Raw genomic sequence first — 16,447 nt, forward strand, 5'->3', positions numbered from 1 at the left:
GTGGGCATTGTGATCCAGTACTCGACTATGGTCGGACATGCACGCCCGCCATTTGATTATGCAAATGGATGGGCTAAGATGGCCGCGCGCAACGATCAACGATCAGATTGATAACAAACGGAAGTTAGGAGATGCCGATGGAAAGCAAAGTAGTTATCCCGACCCAGGGTCAGAAAATCACCGTCGATGCCAGCGGCAAGCTGCAGGTTCCCCACAATCCCATCATTCCGTTTATCGAAGGGGATGGTATCGGTGTGGACGTGACCCCGGCCATGCTGAACGTGGTGAACGCTGCGGTCGAGAAAGCCTACAAGGGCGAGCGCAAGATCGCCTGGATGGAGATTTATACCGGCGAGAAATCGACTCATGTCTATGGCGAAGGTGCCTGGCTGCCGGCCGAAACCCTGGATTTCATTCGTGAATACTGCGTGGCCATCAAGGGCCCGCTGACCACCCCGGTCGGTGGCGGTATTCGCTCCCTCAACGTGGCCCTGCGTCAGGAGCTGGATCTCTACATCTGCCTGCGCCCGGTTCGTTACTACGAAGGGACCCCGAGCCCGGTCAAGCACCCCGAGCTGACCGACATGGTGATCTTCCGCGAGAACGCCGAAGACATCTACGCCGGCATCGAGTGGAAGGCGGACAGCGATGAAGCCAAGAAGGTGATCGCCTTCCTGCAAAACGAGATGGGCGTGAAGAAGATCCGCTTCCCCGAGTCCTGCGGCATCGGCATCAAGCCCATGTCCAAGGCCGGTACCGAGCGTCTGGTCCGTGCCGCCATCGAGTACGCCATCGACAACGATCGCGACTCCGTGACCCTGGTGCACAAGGGCAACATCATGAAGTTCACCGAAGGTGCCTTCAAGGATTGGGGCTATGCCCTGGCCCAGAAAGAGTACGATGCCCAGCTCATCGACGGCGGCCCCTGGTGTTCCTTCAAGAACCCGAAGACCGGCAAGACCATCATCGTCAAGGACGTCATCGCCGATGCCTTCCTGCAACAGATACTGCTGCGTCCGGCCGAGTATGACGTCATCGCCTGCATGAACCTCAACGGTGACTACATCTCCGACGCCCTGGCCGCTCAGGTCGGTGGTATTGGCATCGCGCCGGGTGCCAACATCGGTGACGGCGTGGCCCTGTTCGAGGCAACCCACGGTACTGCGCCGAAATACGCCGGCCAGGACAAGGTCAACCCGGGTTCCCTCATCCTCTCCGCCGAGATGATGCTGCGCCATATGGGCTGGGTCGAAGCGGCCGATCTTATCGTCAAGGGCATGGAGGCAGCCATCGCCAACAAGACCGTGACTTATGACTTCGAGCGTCTGATGGAAGGTGCCACCCTGCGCTCCTGCTCCCAGTTCGCCCAGGACATGGTCGACCAGATGTAATCCGGTTCTCTTAATGCAAAAAATGCAAAACCGGCGCCCTGAGCGCCGGTTTTTTTATGGGTGACAGGCCGCTGGCCTGAAGGTGCACCTGTGATCAGGTGGTCTTTTCCACGTGCTGTTGATAGAGCTGTTGCCACTTGCTGCTTTCGGCTTCATCGCCCTGCGTCTGCCAGAACTCGCAGATGGAGTTGGCGAGCTCGGACGCCATGGCGTGATCGCCATCGCGACGGCTCATCAGATATTGTCCAAGCCAGCTTTGATACTGTTTCATAGCCCGATCTCCTTATCTAAGGTGTCCCTGGTGTCGTGTCGCTCGCTGGCACAGGCCGCCAGCATTGACTCAACCGGGTCACTTGTGGTGCTGCGCCGCCGCGTGTTGTGCCCACCGGACTGGGTGGTGATCTTGCAGGATCAAGGCGACAACGGGGCGCAGATGTCAAAAAACGGCCCCTATCGTATCACAAAATAACCAACTTGGGGGGATTGACGGCAGGAGGAAGGGGAGGGGGAACGGCAAAGCTTGGGCAAAGAGCATGCCATCTTGCTGATCCCAGAAGAGAAAAACCCGCCAGGGTGGCGGGTTTTTTAGTTGAAAAAAAGATCAGAGGTGGGCAGTGGCGAGGTATTTTTCCATCTCCTCGGCGGGCACCATGCCACCGCCGGTGGCCCAGACCAGGTGGGTGGCCTGCATCATGCGTCGGGCATCCAGACCGTGCGATGTCTGCCACTCGCCATCGGCACTGACCCGCCAGGGGCCCGGCATGCCTGCCAGGGCGGAGGGCTCGAGCTTGATCTGCTCATCCCGCGCCAGCAGCCCCAGCAGGTCATACATCTCCTGATCGCTCAGGGTGTAGAAGCCCGACAGCAGCCGCTCCATGGCGCGGCCGACGAAACCGGAGGCGCGCCCCACCGCGAGACCGTCGGCGGCGGTGAGGTTGTCGATCCCGAGATCTTGCACTGCAATGGCATCGTGCAAGCCGGTGTGGACCCCGAGCAACATGCAGGGGGAGTGGGTCGGTTCTGCGAAGAAGCAGTGGACGTTGTCCCCGAACGCGAGTTTGAGGCCAAAGGCCACGCCGCCCGGGCCGCCACCGACGCCGCAGGGCAGGTAGACGAACAGCGGATGCTCGGCATCCACTTTGATGCCCATCTCGTCGAACTGCTTCTTCACCCGCTCGCCCGCCACCGAGTAGCCGAGGAACAGGGTGCGGGAGTTCTCGTCGTCGATGAAGAAGCAGTTGGGATCGCGCTCGGCTTCCTTGCGACCCTGCTCCACCGCTACCCCGTAATCTTCGGCATATTCCACCACGATGACGCCATGTTCGCGCAACTTGCGCTTCTTCCACTCCCGCGCATCGGCAGACATGTGGACGGTGACGGTGAAACCGAGCTTGGCACTCATGATGCCGATGGACATGCCGAGGTTGCCGGTCGAGCCCACCGCAATGCTGTACTGGCCGAAGAACTGGCGGAACTCGTCCGTGAACAGCTTGCGATAGTCGTCCTCCTCGCAGAGCAACCCGGCCTTGATGGCCAGCCGTTCGGCGTGGGTCAGCACCTCATAGATGCCGCCACGGGCCTTGATGGAGCCGGAGATGGGCAGGTGGCTGTCTTTTTTCAGCAGCAACTTGCCGGTTACCTCGATGCCGTAACGCGCATTGAGCGTTGCCTGCATGGCCGGGATGGCGGCGATCTCGGACTCCAGAATGCCCTTGCTGACGCGGGTCTCGGGGAAGGCGTCGCACATGTAGGGGGCGAAGCGGGCGAGGCGGGCGGAGGCATCCGCCACATCGTTGCCATCCAGGCCCACATAGGGCAGACCGACCGCCAGCGTGGTGGCCTTGGGGTTGAACCAGGTCACGGGTTCGAGTGCGATCAGGGAGCGAACCAGCGGGAATTGGGTAATGAGTTGTTGGACGTCGATGTTTTTCATGGGATGTCTCGGTCTTGTTACACGATATAGGAGAGCAGGAAGGTACCGGCCAGCGCCATCAGGGAGGCGACAAAGGTGGCACTGGTGTAGTACTTGAGCGTTTCGTTCAGGGTGGCACCGCAATACTGTTTGACCAGCCAGAACAGGGAGTCTGTCACCATGGTGCAGCCGATGGCGCCTGAGCCGATGGCGAGCGTCATGATCTCGGGGCTTATCTCGGGGTAGTGCACCATGATGGGGGAGACGATGGCGGTGGCCCCCATCATGGCGACGGTGGCCGAGCCCACGGCGGCGTGCAATATGATGGCGACCAGCCAGGCCAGCAGTATGGGGTGCATGTCCAGCTGGGAGAGGATGGTCGCCAGGCTGTCCCCCAGGCCGCTGGCCTTGAGTACGCCGTTGAAGGCGCCACCCGCGCCGATGATCAGCAAGATGTTGGCAATGGAGGAGAAGCACTGCTCTGTCTGGTCCAGCAGCCCTTCCATCTTCATACGCTGACGGATCCCCAGTACGTAATAGGCGGTGAAGGCGGCGATGAACATGGCGGTGATGGGGTTGCCGATAAACTCCAGCACGGTATAGAGGTGGCTTGCGTGATCCATGTTGAGCTCGGCCACCGTCTTGGCCAGCATCAACAAGATGGGCAGCAGCACGGTGAAGAGGGAGGCACTCAAGGTAGGGAGGCTTGCCTCATCGCGGGCCTGGATGTCGGCAAAGGCGTCGGGCACCTCCTTGAATGGCACCCGCTTGCCGAGCAGCTTCAGAAACAGCGGGCCGCCCACCAGGGAGGCAAAGAGTCCGACCGCGAGGCCATAGACGATGACGGATCCCACATCGGCACCCAGCTGGTTGGTAACATAGAGGGCGGCCGGGTGGGGCGGCACTATGCAGTGCACGGCCATCAGGGCGGTACAGAGCGGAATGGCCAGGGTCAGCAGCGAGGTTCTGGTCTTGCGGGCGATGGAGAAGGCCAGCGGAATGAGCAGCACCACCCCGACCTCGACAAACAGCGTGATGCCGCACACCAGACCGACCAGCACCATGATCACCTGGGGCGAAAGCCAGCGGCACTTCTGCAGGGCGAGGCCGATGCGCTCCGCCGCCCCCGACACCTCCATCATCTTGCCGAGTATGGTACCAAGGCCGATGACGGCGGCGAGAAAGCCCAAGGTGCCGCCTATGCCCTCTTCCATGGCATTGACCATCTTGACGGGGTTCATTCCCATCATGGTGCCCACATAGAAGCTCGCCAGCAGCAAGGCGAGGAAAGGATGTACCTTGCCCTTCACTATGGTGACGACAATCAGAATGATGCTAGTCAGCAAGGTACCGACGACCCACACTTCAGAATTCATACTGCGCCTCGACAAGGATGATTAGAGATAAATGATGGGCCTATTGAACGGGAAGGACGTCGGGCTGACAAATGATGAAAATGGCCTCTTGGATGAGCTGGGTTGATGCAAAGGTGCCACATTCATCACATTTAGCGGTATTTATGTGACTTGGGTTCGGTTGCCTCACCCTGAATCAGGTCATCCGGGATATCATGACGGCGATGTTGAGCCGGTGACGGGGAAGGCGGATGTATACCGAAGACAACTACGTATCGAGAAACAAGCTGCTCAGCGGCTATCAGCTCTCCAAGCTGCACACCTTCGAGGCGGCGGCCCGCCACAGCTCCTTTGCCCTGGCGGCGGATGAGCTGGCGCTCAGCCCGAGTGCGGTGAGCCACAGGATCAGCGCGCTGGAAGAGGAGCTCGGCTTCAAGCTGTTCCAGCGCTTTCATCGCAAGGTGGTGCTGACGACGGAGGGGCAGCGGGTGTTCTGGGCGCTCAAGTCATCGCTGGAGTTCATCAACCAGGAGATCCTGGAGATCAAGAATCAGGAGCTGTCCGGTTCCCTGACCGTCTACTCCCGTCCCTCCATCGCCCAGTGCTGGCTGGTGCCGCGGCTCGCGGATTTTTCCCGCCTGCATCCCCAGATCGATCTCAACATCATGACAGGCAACGAGAACGTCAATCTGCACGGCTATGGTATCGATCTGACGATCTATTTCGATGACAAGGTGCCGGAGCGGCTCGCCATCCACCCGCTGATGGATGAATACATGGTGCCGGTGTGCAGCCCCGAATATGCCGAGCGACACCAGTTGCTGAATAACCCGGATAACTTGAACCACTGTCGCCTGCTGCACGACAGGCAGGCCTGGGGATATGACTCGGATACCGACGAGTGGTGCAGCTGGGCCCGCCAGGCGGATGTCTCCCTCGATGGCTGCCAGTCGAGCATGGGCTTCGATCGTTCCGATCTCGCCATCATCGCCGCCATGAATCACGCCGGCGTGGCCATGGGCCGCAAGAACCTGGTGCGCCAGCGGCTGGAGCGCAACGAACTGGTGGAGCCTTTCCCGGGCAAGGCGGTTCGCTGCAATCAACGTTACTACATGGCCACGCTCCCCCATCGCCAATGCCCCAAGATCCAGGCATTCATCGAATGGATAAGCGCCCAGGCAAAGGAAATTGGCTGAGCCAGGGAGAAGAGTGCCCTTGATGCATGGCGCTGCACGGTTTGGCTATGGTGCTTTTTCATCCGATGCCCGGATGGTGCGGCCAATATTTGTACATGGAACACCGAGCTGTGTTGATGGCGAAATGGGGTGGGATATATACATGGCGGTGCTTGGATGGCACCTCTTTTATCTGGCTGATGAATACTTTGGGAAACTGGCACCGATTAAGCTGTGTTGAAGAAATAATGTCTGTTGAGTGGACCATCTGATAAGAGTGACGGCGTGAATTAACCACAGGGAATAATGACATCCAGGTGCCAGGAATTGCTCCGGCACTATAAAATCATTATGTTGTTATCGAGCGGACATGCTATTCTCAGAATGTGTAATCCCTGTGACATACAAAAATAATTCTGTGAGGAAGTAATGAACGAGTTTCTGAAGGTTCTGCTGAACATTCGCAGCTTGCGTGCTGCCATTCGTGAACTGCCGTTTGAGCAACTGCAAGAAGCGAAAGAAAAGTTTGATCTGGTATATAACGAGCGTGCCGAGTCCGTAGAGCAAGAGCGGGCCGAGCAGGAAGAGCGTCAGCGCAAGCTGAGCGAGTTTACCGAGATGCTGCAACAGGCTGGCATCGATCCGCGCGAGCTGATCGGCAGCGTGGCCGCTCCGGCAGCTGCTGGCGCGACCAAGAGCAAGCGCGCTCCGCGCCCTGCCAAATACAAGTATCAGGAAGATGGCCAGGAGAAGACCTGGACCGGCCAGGGCCGCATGCCCAAAGCCATTGCCGAGCAAGTTGCGCTGGGCAAGGATCTGAACGACTTCCTGATCTGATTGCCAGGATCGCTTCATCAATAATGCCGCCCAAGGGGCGGCATTATTATTTTCAGGATCCTGTTGTTCTATTGTCCAGAGAAGATGACACCGAATTACGATTACCTATCCGGAATAGCCATGACCATCATGGGCCAATAAAAAGGATCCATTAGCGGGAAGCTAATCTCTGTGGCGTGTTGTCAGCCACACGATGAGGACTCATACAGCCCATTTGTTATCTCTGATGGCACAAGACAACAAATTAGCGGGCGTCACGATGGGATTAAATAGGTGGGGTTGCCGGTGTATCTCTCGCTCTGCCTGTCTGCCCATTTTTCTATCATGGGGAGACATTGTCCCTCTTGTACCAATTTCTTCCCTCATGACTGCTCTATTTGGCACCCTTGCCAGGACAATATGTGAATGTCATTTACCCAGGCCGAAGATGTGAATCGGGGTCTGGCGACCCCGCTGTGGAGAAATAGGCAATGTGTTAGCTGACAGGCTGGCTGACTTCATTGCGAAGGGGAATGGCGCGCCTGTTTGAACATTGACGACGCGCCTCGATGGCATCGGCCAGCATGGCCAGCAGGGTTTCACTCTCCTCCCAGCAGAGGCAGGCATCGGTGACCGACAAGCCATATTGCAGCTCACTCAGTGGCGCCGGTTTCTGGCTGCCCCCTTGCAGAAAGCTCTCGACCATGACGGCGGCAACGGCAGTGCTCCCGCCCCGCAACTGGCGGCAGAGCTCCCCGGCGACCAGGAGCTGGTTCTGGTGCAGCTTCTGGCTGTTGCCGTGGCTGCAATCCACCATCAGCCGAGGGTTCAGCCCCTGGCGCGCCAGGCGTTCGGCCGCGTCCATCACGTCGCTCTGGTGATAGTTCGGCAGGGTGCCGCCGCGCAGTATGATGTGGCCGCCCGGATTGCCTTCGCTCTTGATCACCACCATGCCCCCCTGACTGCCTGGGGCGGTGAACAGGTGGGAGGCCTCGCTGGCCAAGATGGCATTGATGGCCACCCGGATGTTGCCGTCCGTGCCGTTCTTGAAGCCGACGGGGCAGGGCAGGGCCGAGGCCAGTTGCCTGTGTACCTGGGATTCGGTGGTGCGGGCGCCGATCGCCCCCCAGCTGATGAGATCAGCCAGATAGAGGAAGCTGGTGGTATCGAGGAACTCGGTGGCGGTGGCCAGCCCCAGCCGGTTGATGTCGAGCAGCAGCTGACGGGCCAGGTGGAGCCCGTGACCGATGTCGTTGCTGCCATCGAGATGAGGGTCGAATACCAGCCCCTTCCAGCCGACTGTGGTGCGGGGTTTCTCGAAATAGGTGCGCATCACTATCTGCAGGCTCTCCTGATACTCGGTGGCGAGCCGTGCCAGCCTTTTCGCATAGTCGAGGGCGGCGACGGGGTCGTGGATGGAGCAGGGGCCTATCACCACCAGCAGGCGATCGTCCGCCCCGCTCAGGATCTGGCGCACCTGGTGGCGGTGCTGGTCAATGTGCTGCGCCATATCGGCCGAGCAGGGATGCTGTGCCAACAGGTCGGCAGGGGTGGGGAGCGCCTCCACCGCGAAGGCGCGCATTACCGAATTCAAAACAGCCATCTGGGATTACCTTGCTGTGGAAATGGGGTCGACGATGGGCCCGTAACGCCCGGGTGTCTGGATCAGGGGATCTGCGTCCAGGACACACCATCTTTGTTGAGAGTGATTATCATTATCTTGCTGTTCGTCTCAAATGCAAGCACTACCGAGAGGATCACCAAAGATGGGGGGCGGGCCGTAAGGGGGAGGGGAGAATGGCAACCAGGCCCGCTCCCGAGCGGGAGAAGGCCTGACAAGTACAAGGAATACAGGTGGTTATCAGCTATCCATCACGACGTGGCGATCCTGATGGTAGGCGTCTTCATCCTTGCCGCTGCGCCAGTAAGGCACGGCATAGACCCGCTGGCGATCGGTGTCCAGGGTTCGCCTGACATGACGACGCAGGGGCACCACCAGACCCTCTTCCCCCCCGAACCAGAAATAACTTCCCTCGGCAGCCATGGGCTGGGCGGTGAAGTACTCCACCAGGGGGCCGGTCTGGTCCGGCGTGCCGACAAACCAGCGCAGGCTGACCCCTTCGGGCAGCGACAGATCCTGCACATCGTCCTGATGGGGCACCAGCAGGGCGATATGGCCCCGGGCCTCTGCCGGCATCACCTCGGCCATGGCGCTGATGGCGGGCAGGGAGGTGAGATCGCCGGCCATGTAGTAGTGATCGGCCAGCTGCAACATGGGGTCCGGACCGCCCGGACCCGAGATGGCGAGCCTGTCCCCCGGCTTGGCGTGGAGGGCGAAGCGGCTGGCGGGGCCGACATCACCGTGCAGAGCGAAGTCGATGTCGATCTCCAGGGCCTCGCGGCGGAAGGCGCGGATGGTGAAGGTGCGGATGATGGGCTTCTGGCTCGGATCCTCCCAACGGGGACCCTTGGGGGTCGGGGTTGGCAGCACTATCTCGCTCTGGCCCGGCCGGGGCAGCATGATCTTGATATGGGCGCCGCCACAGCTGAAGGGGTAATCCGCCAGTTCGGGGCTGGTCAGGCAGACTCGGCGCAGATGGGGGCTCACATCGTGGACATGCTTGACGGTGAGCAGGCGAGGGCGATTGACCGGGGCGGACTGTGACATTTGAGTACTCCTGACAGACGAGAGCGCTCATTTTTCATTAAATGAAAATTATTATCAATTGCTTTGTGGCGGGGAAGGGGCAAGGGCAGCCAGCATGGAGGCCATGTCGGCTGCCCTGGGGTCTGACCGGGCTCTAGCTCCGATCGCTCCCTCCCAGCGCCCGGTAGATCCCGGCCATGGTCTTGAGCTGGCTCTGTTGCTGGGCCAGCACGCCGAGCTCCGCATCCCACAGTCGATTCTGCTCGTCCAGCCAGGGCTGAACCCCGGTGGCGCCCGCCAGGAAGCGGGCCCCCGCCAGCCGCTCGGCCTCTTTGGCATAGGCCAGTTGCTGCTCGAGATAACGCAGCCGCTGCTCCCCTTGCTGACGAGCGGCCAGGCCGTCCTCCACCTCCAGCAGGGCCGTATAGAGCTGCTTGCGAAACTCGGTTTCGGCTATCTGATAGTCAATCTCGGAGCTCGCGATGGAGAGCCGGGTCTTGTTGTACTCGAGGAAGGGGAGCGCCAGGGTCGCGCCCAGGGTCCCCACCGGGTTTTGCAGCACCTGGGTCAGGGTGTCCGAGGTGGTGCTGGCGCCGCCGGTGAGGCTGAGGGTGGGGTAGAAACCGGTGCGAATCTCGTCCCCTCTGGCCAGCGTCTTGCGAAGGCGCAGCTCGGCGGCCCGCACGTCTGGGCGCCTGGCCAGCACATCGGCGGGAATGCCGACCGCCAGCGTAGGAATGGGGCCCATGGCGAGGGACGTCGGGGCAAACTCCAGCGGGCCGCTGCTGCGGCCGAGCAGCAGGCGCAGGGCGTTGCCGGCCTGCTCCCGTTGCAGGGTGAGGGAGGCGAGCTCCGCCTGCTTGCCGGCTTTCTGCTGGCTGGCCTGCACCAGATCGAGGCGGGTGACGGCCCCGGCGTCGTATTTTGCCTGGGTCAGCCGCTCTATCCGCTCGTAGTTGGCCAGCTGACGCTCGCCAAGGGAGAGGGCCGAGCCGAGGTAAGCCAGCTGCCAGTATTGCTCCAGGGTCTTGCCTACCAGCATCAGACGGGTGGCGGCGCTATCCTGCTCGCTGGCCTCTGTCTCCCACTGGGCCTGATCCCGCACCGAGGCGAGCCTGCCCCAGAGATCCACCTCATAGCTCAGGTTGAAGGAGGGGCCCAGGTTGCTGCTGGCGCTGCCGTCCTTGATGTTCTTGTTGCCGCTCGCCCCCAGGCTGGCGTTGACCGACGGGGTGAGGTTGGTGTCGGCTAGATCGGCGCCGAGCAGAGCACTTTTGAGCCTGAGCCCCGCCACCTGCATGTCCGGGTTGGCTGCGAGCACCTTATCGACAAGTTGGTCGAGGGCGGGATCCTGGAACCCCTGCCACCAGAGCCCGGCCTGCTGGTCGCCAAGATCCCGGGCGTCCTGCTGCCACGCTGGCGCCACGTCCAGCTCGGGTCTGTGGTAGGTGCTCTGCTGGCTGCAGGCACTGAGGCAGACGGTGAGAATCAGGCTAAGCGCCGTTTTTGACAAGGGGCTGTGCTCCTGGTTGGACGAGAGGCGCAGCCCCCGGCCGGATAAGTTGTGCATCATCATTCCCTCGCCAGTGCCTCGACCGGATCGAGCCGGGCCGCATTGCGGGCGGGCAGGTAACCAAACAGGATCCCGATGAGCGAGGAGCAACCGAAGGCCATCAGGATGGAGAAGAGCGAGAAACGCATCTGGAAGCTCTCCACGAGCAGGGAGAAGATAAAACCGATGAAGATGGCCAGGCCGATGCCGAGCAGGCCCCCCAGCAGGCTGACCATCACAGCCTCGATCAGAAACTGCTGCAGTATGTCGGACTGGCGGGCGCCGACCGCGATGCGGATCCCTATTTCGCGGGTGCGCTCCACCACAGACACCAGCATGATGTTCATCACCCCGACCCCGCCGACGATGAGGGAGATCACCGCTATGGCGGAGACCAGCAGCGTCAGGGTGGCCGTGGTCTTCTCCACCGACTTGACGATGCTGTCGCTGCTGAAGGTGAAGAAATCCTTCACCCCGTGGCGCTGGGTCAGCAGCGCCACGGCGGCCTGCTCGGCCAGCGCGGGCTGGACCCCGTCCTTGACCCTTATGGTGATCTGGCTGAAGTGGTTTTGGGAGATGAGGCGGCTCATCACGGCGCTGTAAGGCAGCCAGACATTGACCGACTGGCTGCTGGGGCCAAAGCCGGTCTCCTGGGCCACCACCCCGACGATGCGCACCGGCAGGGTGCCGACCAGCACCACCTGGCCGACGGGATCCGTCTTGCCGAGCAGGCTGGCTATGGTCTTGCCATCCACCACGGCCACCGCCGTCCGGCTGCGGATGTCCCGCTCATCGAGCAGGCGGCCCTGGGTGAGGGTCATCCCCTTGACCCGGAAGAAGTCGCTGCCGATCCCTACCACGCTGCCGCTGCTGGTCTTGTTGCGATAGCGCAGCTGGCCCGAGGTGGCGATCTGGGGGCTGGCCCCCTCCAGATAGGGCTGGCCGAGCAGGGCGTCGAGATCCCGCTCGTTCAGGGTCTGGATGCTGGCGGCCTTCTCGTCGCCCCAGTCCTTGCCGGGGAAGATGTCGATGGTATTGGTGCCCATGGCGTTGATGTCGTCGATCACCTTGGCGCGGGCCCCCTGGCCCAGCGCCACCACGCTGACCACGGCGGCGATGCCGATGATGATGCCGAGCATGGTGAGGAAGGTGCGCATGCGGTGGGCCAGCATGGCGTGCAGCGCCATGCGACCCGCCTCCCGGTAGCGATCCCAGCCCTGGCTGCCGCGCTTGGCGACGGAGGCAGTGGCGACCCGGCCCGGCGCCGACGCGCGCGCTTCCTGCCCGGCGGCTGGTCGGGGGAGCTCGGAAGATACCTGATCGACAGTGGTCTGCGGGATCTGCTCACACTCGTCCATCCCGTGGGCGTGGGCCCTATTCGGGGAGATGGCGGGGCTGGCCGCCGGTTGGCCGCTGTCTTCCACCACGCGTCCGTCCCGCAGGGTGATGATGCGATTGGCGTGGTTGGCCACCGCCATGTCGTGGGTCACCAGAATGATGGTGTGACCCTGCTCGTGCAGCTCCTTCAGGATGGCCATCACCTCCTTGCCGCTGTGGCTGTCGAGGGCGCCGGTGGGCTCGTCCGCCAGGATCACCTCGCCGCCATTGGCCAGCGCCCGGGCTATGCTGACCCGCTGCTGCTGGCCGCCGGAGAGCTGGCCCGGCCTGTGGTGGCTGCGATCGCTCAAGCCCAGGCGGGTCAGCAGGGTGCGGGCACGTATCTGGCGCTCGGGGCGGGAGGTGCCGGCATAGATGGCGGGGATCTCCACGTTGGCGGCCGCATCCAGATGGGGCAGCAGATGGTAGCGCTGGAAGATGAAACCGAAGTGGTGGCAGCGCAGCCGCGCCAGGGCCAGGGCATCCAGGCCGGCGGTGTCCTGACCGCGAAACAGGTACTGGCCGCCGCTCGGGCGATCGAGGCAGCCAAGCAGGTTCATCAGGGTGGACTTGCCGGAGCCGGAGGCACCGACGATGGCCACCATCTCCCCCGCCGCTATGGTCAGATCCAGCGGGTGCAGCACAGTCACCTCGTGCTCACCGCTCTGGTAGCGGCGCTCTATGCCCTTGAGCTGGATCAGGGGCTCGCTCACGGGACCATCTCCATCTCGTCGTTCTGGACGGGCTTGCCCTGCTCCAGTGTCACCTTGTCCTGCTCGTCAAGGCCGCTCACCACCTCTATCTTGATGTCATCCTTCATGCCGGTCTTGATGCGGCGGGTCTCTTTCTGCCCATCCTCCTTGAGCAGGGAGACCTCATATTCGTTCTCCCCCAGCTTCTTGCCGAGGGCGGTCTGGGGGATGGCCAAAACCTGTTTGCGTTCACCCAGCACTATGGTGACCTGGGTCGTCATGGCGACCCTCAGCTGATGGTCGGGGTTGGGCACATCGAACAGGGCGTAGTAGTAGATGGCGGCATTGCTGGTGGTCGTGGTGTTGGCGCTCTGCTCGTTGATGTTGGTGGGGGCCAGCTCGACAGTGCGCAGGGTGCCGTGATAACGGCGGTCCGGGTCTCCGATCAGGGTGAAGTAGACCGGCATGCCGGCCCTGACCTTGGTGACGTCCGCCTCCGAGATCTGTGCCTTGACCGTCATGGTGTCCAGGTTGGCGAGCTTGAGCAGGGTCGGGACCGTCTGGCTGGCGGCCAGGGTCTGCCCTTGGCGGGTCACTATGGAGACGACTGTGCCATCCATGGGGGCCTGGATGCGGTTATAGCCGAGCTCCGTCTTGGTGCGCTCCACCTTGATCAGGGCGTTGTCGATGTCCGCCTGAGCGCTTTGCAACTCGGCCCGGGTGACGGCCAGCTGCGCCTCTGCACTCTCCAGATCGGCCCGGGAGCTCGCCTCCTGCCTGAACATCTGCTGCTGGCGGCGCCAGGCCAGCTCGTTCTGCTTGAGCTGCGCCTGCTTGATCTTGAGCTGGGCACGGCGGCTGGCCAGTTCGGCCTCGGCGGTCTTGAGGTTGTTCTGGGCTATCAGGGGATCTATCTCTGCCAGCAGATCCCCCTGCTTGACCTGTTGCCCGGCTTCTACCGCCAGATAGGTGACCTGACCCGAGACCTGGGCCCCCACATCCACCTGCTCTATGGCCTGCAGGACGCCACTGGCCAGCACCGTCTGCTCCACGTCCTGACGGGTCACGGTCGCAGTCAGTACGGGGTCCGGGGTCTTGCCGGGCCAGGCCAGCCAGACCACGAGGGCCAGCAACGCCAGGGCGAACAGGGCGTACTTGCCTGGTTTTGGAAGAGTCTTCATTTATCACCTGAACGAAACGAGTGAAGGCGTGCAAGGGCGATATCCTGCAGCAAATGACACTTAAAAAGAAGCGAGCAATGTGTAAGAAATCATGTAGATGAAGTTGTCAATTAAGAGGGGCTGAATGTCGGCAGGGGAGGGAAGGCCAGACCTGCATGATACCCGATGGGGGCGGAGCAAGGGGCTTGGGAGGTCTACCGAGGGGATAAATGCAGGAAGCCCGCTCGTTGAGCGGGCTTCCTGGTACTCAGCTGACGGCCTTGAGCTGCTCGGCATAGGGCTCGTGGCAGATCTGGATATCGACGGGCAGCTTGTAGATGAGCAGGCGGGCCAGCGAACCTTCCATCCAGTGGTGGCGGCTGCCGACCAGCAGGAGCGAGGTCGGGTGGGTGCTCAGCCACTGGCCCAGATCCCTGACCACGTCATCGACCACCAGGCAGTGGTAATCCACCGGATGAGGCAGCAGGGTGATGAGTTCGCTGATGATGGCCTTGGCATCCAGCGTGCCCTGGGCGCTGCGCTCCTCCTCGGACAGCGACAGGCTCTTGCGGCGCACCTTGCTGCTGTGCGTCAGGTGCAGCAGGGTCAGGTCGCAGCCCAGTCCCTGTGCCAGGCGGCTCGCCTTGGCCAGCGTCTCCTGCTCGTAATCCTTGCCTTCCAGCAACAGCACTATGTTGGTGTGGGTCATAAGCAGTTCTCCTTGGCATGGCGCGGGTCACCGGGAACAAAGGAGCTGTCCCCTACCACAATGATCCCGCTCTGTATTGCATGGTACTCAGTTGTCTGCGGGCGCCAGACGTCATCCTTTGTCGGTGAGGGCGCGCAAGATCATCTTCGTTTACATCAGCATAACAGACGCAGTTGAACGGAGAATGAAGACATGCCGCCCATGACCCCCTTGATGGAGGAATGGCATGGGTAAATGGTCTATGGGCAGCATAGCTGTGGGATTTTTCTTGGATGAGCCTGGTGATCATGCTGCTCGCCCGGCTTCAAGCCAAGGTGCCGGGACCTGGTGTCGAAGGGCGGGCAATCTCAGTGGCGGTCGGGGGGCCGCCACTGTGACAGGGCTTAGCGGGGCACTTTTGACAACAGCTGGGTCAACCAGGGAAGCCCCTCTTTCTTGCGACTGAGGGCCCCCGCCAGCTGGACCGGTTCGGCGGGCAGTATGCCCCTGCTGGCAAAGTGGAGCTCACTGTTTCCCTTGGCCAGATCGGTCAGCATCAAGACATAGCCATCCAGCGAGTCCAGGGTCAGCCTCTGTGCCATGGCTTGATGCAGCTCCTCCATCCGGCTGTGCATCTGGCTCGGATCCATCACGCAGATCTGGCTGACCATGAGGGAATGACCCGCTATCTGGTAGGCCTTCTCGTCGGCCACGAGCAGCTCGCGCAGGGGGGTATCGCCCAACTGGGTGCGCCGCTCCAGCAGGGTCTGGGCAAAGGGGGCCAGGGCCAGATCGGCGATGGGCAGCAGCCGGTCGACCGCTAGCCTGTCCTCTGCCGTGGTGGTGGGGGAGGTGAAGTTGAAGGTGTCGCTGATGATGGCCCCCAGCAACAACCTGGCCTGGGCGCGGGACAGACTCTCATGGCCCATCAGCTCCAGCAGCACAGTGGCACTGCACCCGACCGCCCTGATCCAGGCATCGAGGGGGCCACGGGTGATGAGGGTGCCGATGCGGTGGTGATCGATGAGGCCCTGTACATCGGCCTCGGCCAACCCTTCCGGCCCCTGCTCTAGCTCGCTGAAATCCACCAGAAAGACCGGTTTGTTGGCGACGCTGCCCGTCAGAACCGGGGGGGCCTCCATCCCTGCCGTCTCCAGGATGAAGCGGGTCTCGGCAATGGGTTCACCCAATGCATAGGCCTGGGCGGGGCGACCCTGACGGTTGAGCCAGTCTGCGGTGACCAGCGCGGTGCAGATGCTGTCGCTGTCGGGATTCTTGTGGCCAAAGACATGAAGCATGAGGCGGTTCCTGATGTCGGGTGATGGGCTCGACCGCATGTCGCGGCGCCGGGCCAGAGAGGGCCATGGGGCCCGAGTCGGTTCCACTCTACTGTCTGGCGGTGATGGGGGCAAATCCGGCCAGGCTCTGGCCTCTGGCCTGGGGCACCGAGAGTCGGAGAAGGAGAGGGCGCACCGCCGTCATTGACCAGGGCCGCTGGCGGCGGGTCCGGATCATGGGGTGACTGAGTGGGCGTGCTTGGGTTCGTGATTTCGGGCAGGTCACCGAAAGAATTGAAGACCCGCTTCTCTGGGCAGGCCACCGAGGGGGATGGTTCACCTTTCCGGGCTGGCTGCTTGAGAGGTTTGCTACTCGTCTTCCCGGTCAGGTCACCGAAAGGATTG

Annotated in this window: 13 protein-coding genes; 3 read left to right on the top strand and 10 right to left on the bottom strand. The window is 61.9% G+C overall.

Going from position 1 to position 16,447, the window contains the following annotated elements; genetic code table 11:
* Positions 1-137 precede the first annotated feature (137 nt).
* On the top strand, positions 138-1,391 hold the full coding sequence (gene icd / locus KI797_RS06355; RefSeq protein ID WP_005328927.1) for an NADP-dependent isocitrate dehydrogenase: 1,254 nt from the start codon (positions 138-140) through the stop codon (positions 1,389-1,391).
* A 94-nt stretch (positions 1,392-1,485) separates the two neighbouring features.
* On the opposite strand, the gene KI797_RS06360 is transcribed toward icd, so the two are convergent.
* The 3 genes from KI797_RS06360 to dsdX form a co-directional block, all read right to left on the bottom strand.
* Positions 1,486-1,662 carry a hypothetical protein gene (locus KI797_RS06360; protein ID WP_005328937.1) on the bottom strand — a complete coding sequence of 59 codons (177 nt, stop codon included), beginning with the start codon at positions 1,660-1,662 and terminating at the stop codon, positions 1,486-1,488.
* A 330-nt stretch (positions 1,663-1,992) separates the two neighbouring features.
* Positions 1,993-3,324, bottom strand: coding sequence for a D-serine ammonia-lyase (locus KI797_RS06365; RefSeq protein WP_043132494.1), 1,332 nt, complete (start codon positions 3,322-3,324; stop codon positions 1,993-1,995).
* Positions 3,325-3,341: 17 nt separating this feature from the next.
* Positions 3,342-4,679 (bottom strand): D-serine transporter DsdX, encoded by a 1,338-nt coding sequence (gene dsdX / locus KI797_RS06370; protein ID WP_043132495.1) that lies wholly within the window; start codon positions 4,677-4,679, stop codon positions 3,342-3,344.
* Between the two features lie 230 nt (positions 4,680-4,909).
* On the opposite strand from dsdX, the gene dsdC reads away from it, so the two are divergent.
* Positions 4,910-5,854 carry a DNA-binding transcriptional regulator DsdC gene (dsdC, locus tag KI797_RS06375; protein ID WP_043132497.1) on the top strand — a complete coding sequence of 315 codons (945 nt, stop codon included), beginning with the start codon at positions 4,910-4,912 and terminating at the stop codon, positions 5,852-5,854.
* A 408-nt stretch (positions 5,855-6,262) separates the two neighbouring features.
* On the top strand, positions 6,263-6,670 hold the full coding sequence (locus KI797_RS06380; protein WP_005332615.1) for an H-NS family histone-like protein: 408 nt from the start codon (positions 6,263-6,265) through the stop codon (positions 6,668-6,670).
* Between the two features lie 475 nt (positions 6,671-7,145).
* Here KI797_RS06380 and KI797_RS06385 read toward each other — a convergent pair whose 3' ends face one another.
* The 7 genes from KI797_RS06385 to KI797_RS06415 form a co-directional block, all read right to left on the bottom strand.
* Complete coding sequence (locus tag KI797_RS06385; RefSeq protein WP_226172075.1) at positions 7,146-8,252, bottom strand: 3-deoxy-7-phosphoheptulonate synthase; 1,107 nt, start codon at positions 8,250-8,252, stop codon at positions 7,146-7,148.
* A 258-nt stretch (positions 8,253-8,510) separates the two neighbouring features.
* Positions 8,511-9,317: a siderophore-interacting protein gene (locus KI797_RS06390; RefSeq protein ID WP_226172077.1), complete on the bottom strand. Its 807-nt coding sequence runs from the start codon at positions 9,315-9,317 to the stop codon at positions 8,511-8,513.
* 133 nt (positions 9,318-9,450) lie between these two features.
* The gene (locus KI797_RS06395; RefSeq protein WP_226173024.1) at positions 9,451-10,869 is read right to left on the bottom strand and encodes an efflux transporter outer membrane subunit; all 1,419 of its coding nucleotides are present in this window, start codon (positions 10,867-10,869) and stop codon (positions 9,451-9,453) included.
* The gene (locus KI797_RS06400; RefSeq protein WP_226172080.1) at positions 10,869-12,938 is read right to left on the bottom strand and encodes a MacB family efflux pump subunit; all 2,070 of its coding nucleotides are present in this window, start codon (positions 12,936-12,938) and stop codon (positions 10,869-10,871) included. The genes KI797_RS06395 and KI797_RS06400 overlap by 1 nt, the downstream gene beginning before the upstream one ends.
* Positions 12,935-14,098 carry an efflux RND transporter periplasmic adaptor subunit gene (locus tag KI797_RS06405; protein WP_226172083.1) on the bottom strand — a complete coding sequence of 388 codons (1,164 nt, stop codon included), beginning with the start codon at positions 14,096-14,098 and terminating at the stop codon, positions 12,935-12,937. The genes KI797_RS06400 and KI797_RS06405 overlap by 4 nt, the downstream gene beginning before the upstream one ends.
* 247 nt (positions 14,099-14,345) lie before the next feature.
* On the bottom strand, positions 14,346-14,786 hold the full coding sequence (locus KI797_RS06410) for a histidine kinase (protein WP_226172086.1): 441 nt from the start codon (positions 14,784-14,786) through the stop codon (positions 14,346-14,348).
* Positions 14,787-15,169: 383 nt separating this feature from the next.
* Positions 15,170-16,063 carry a DHHA2 domain-containing protein gene (locus KI797_RS06415; protein ID WP_226172089.1) on the bottom strand — a complete coding sequence of 298 codons (894 nt, stop codon included), beginning with the start codon at positions 16,061-16,063 and terminating at the stop codon, positions 15,170-15,172.
* Between the last annotated feature and the right edge of the window lie 384 nt (positions 16,064-16,447).

It is taken from the genome of Aeromonas media (assembly GCF_020423125.1).
Taxonomy (GTDB): Bacteria; Pseudomonadota; Gammaproteobacteria; order Enterobacterales; family Aeromonadaceae; genus Aeromonas; species Aeromonas media.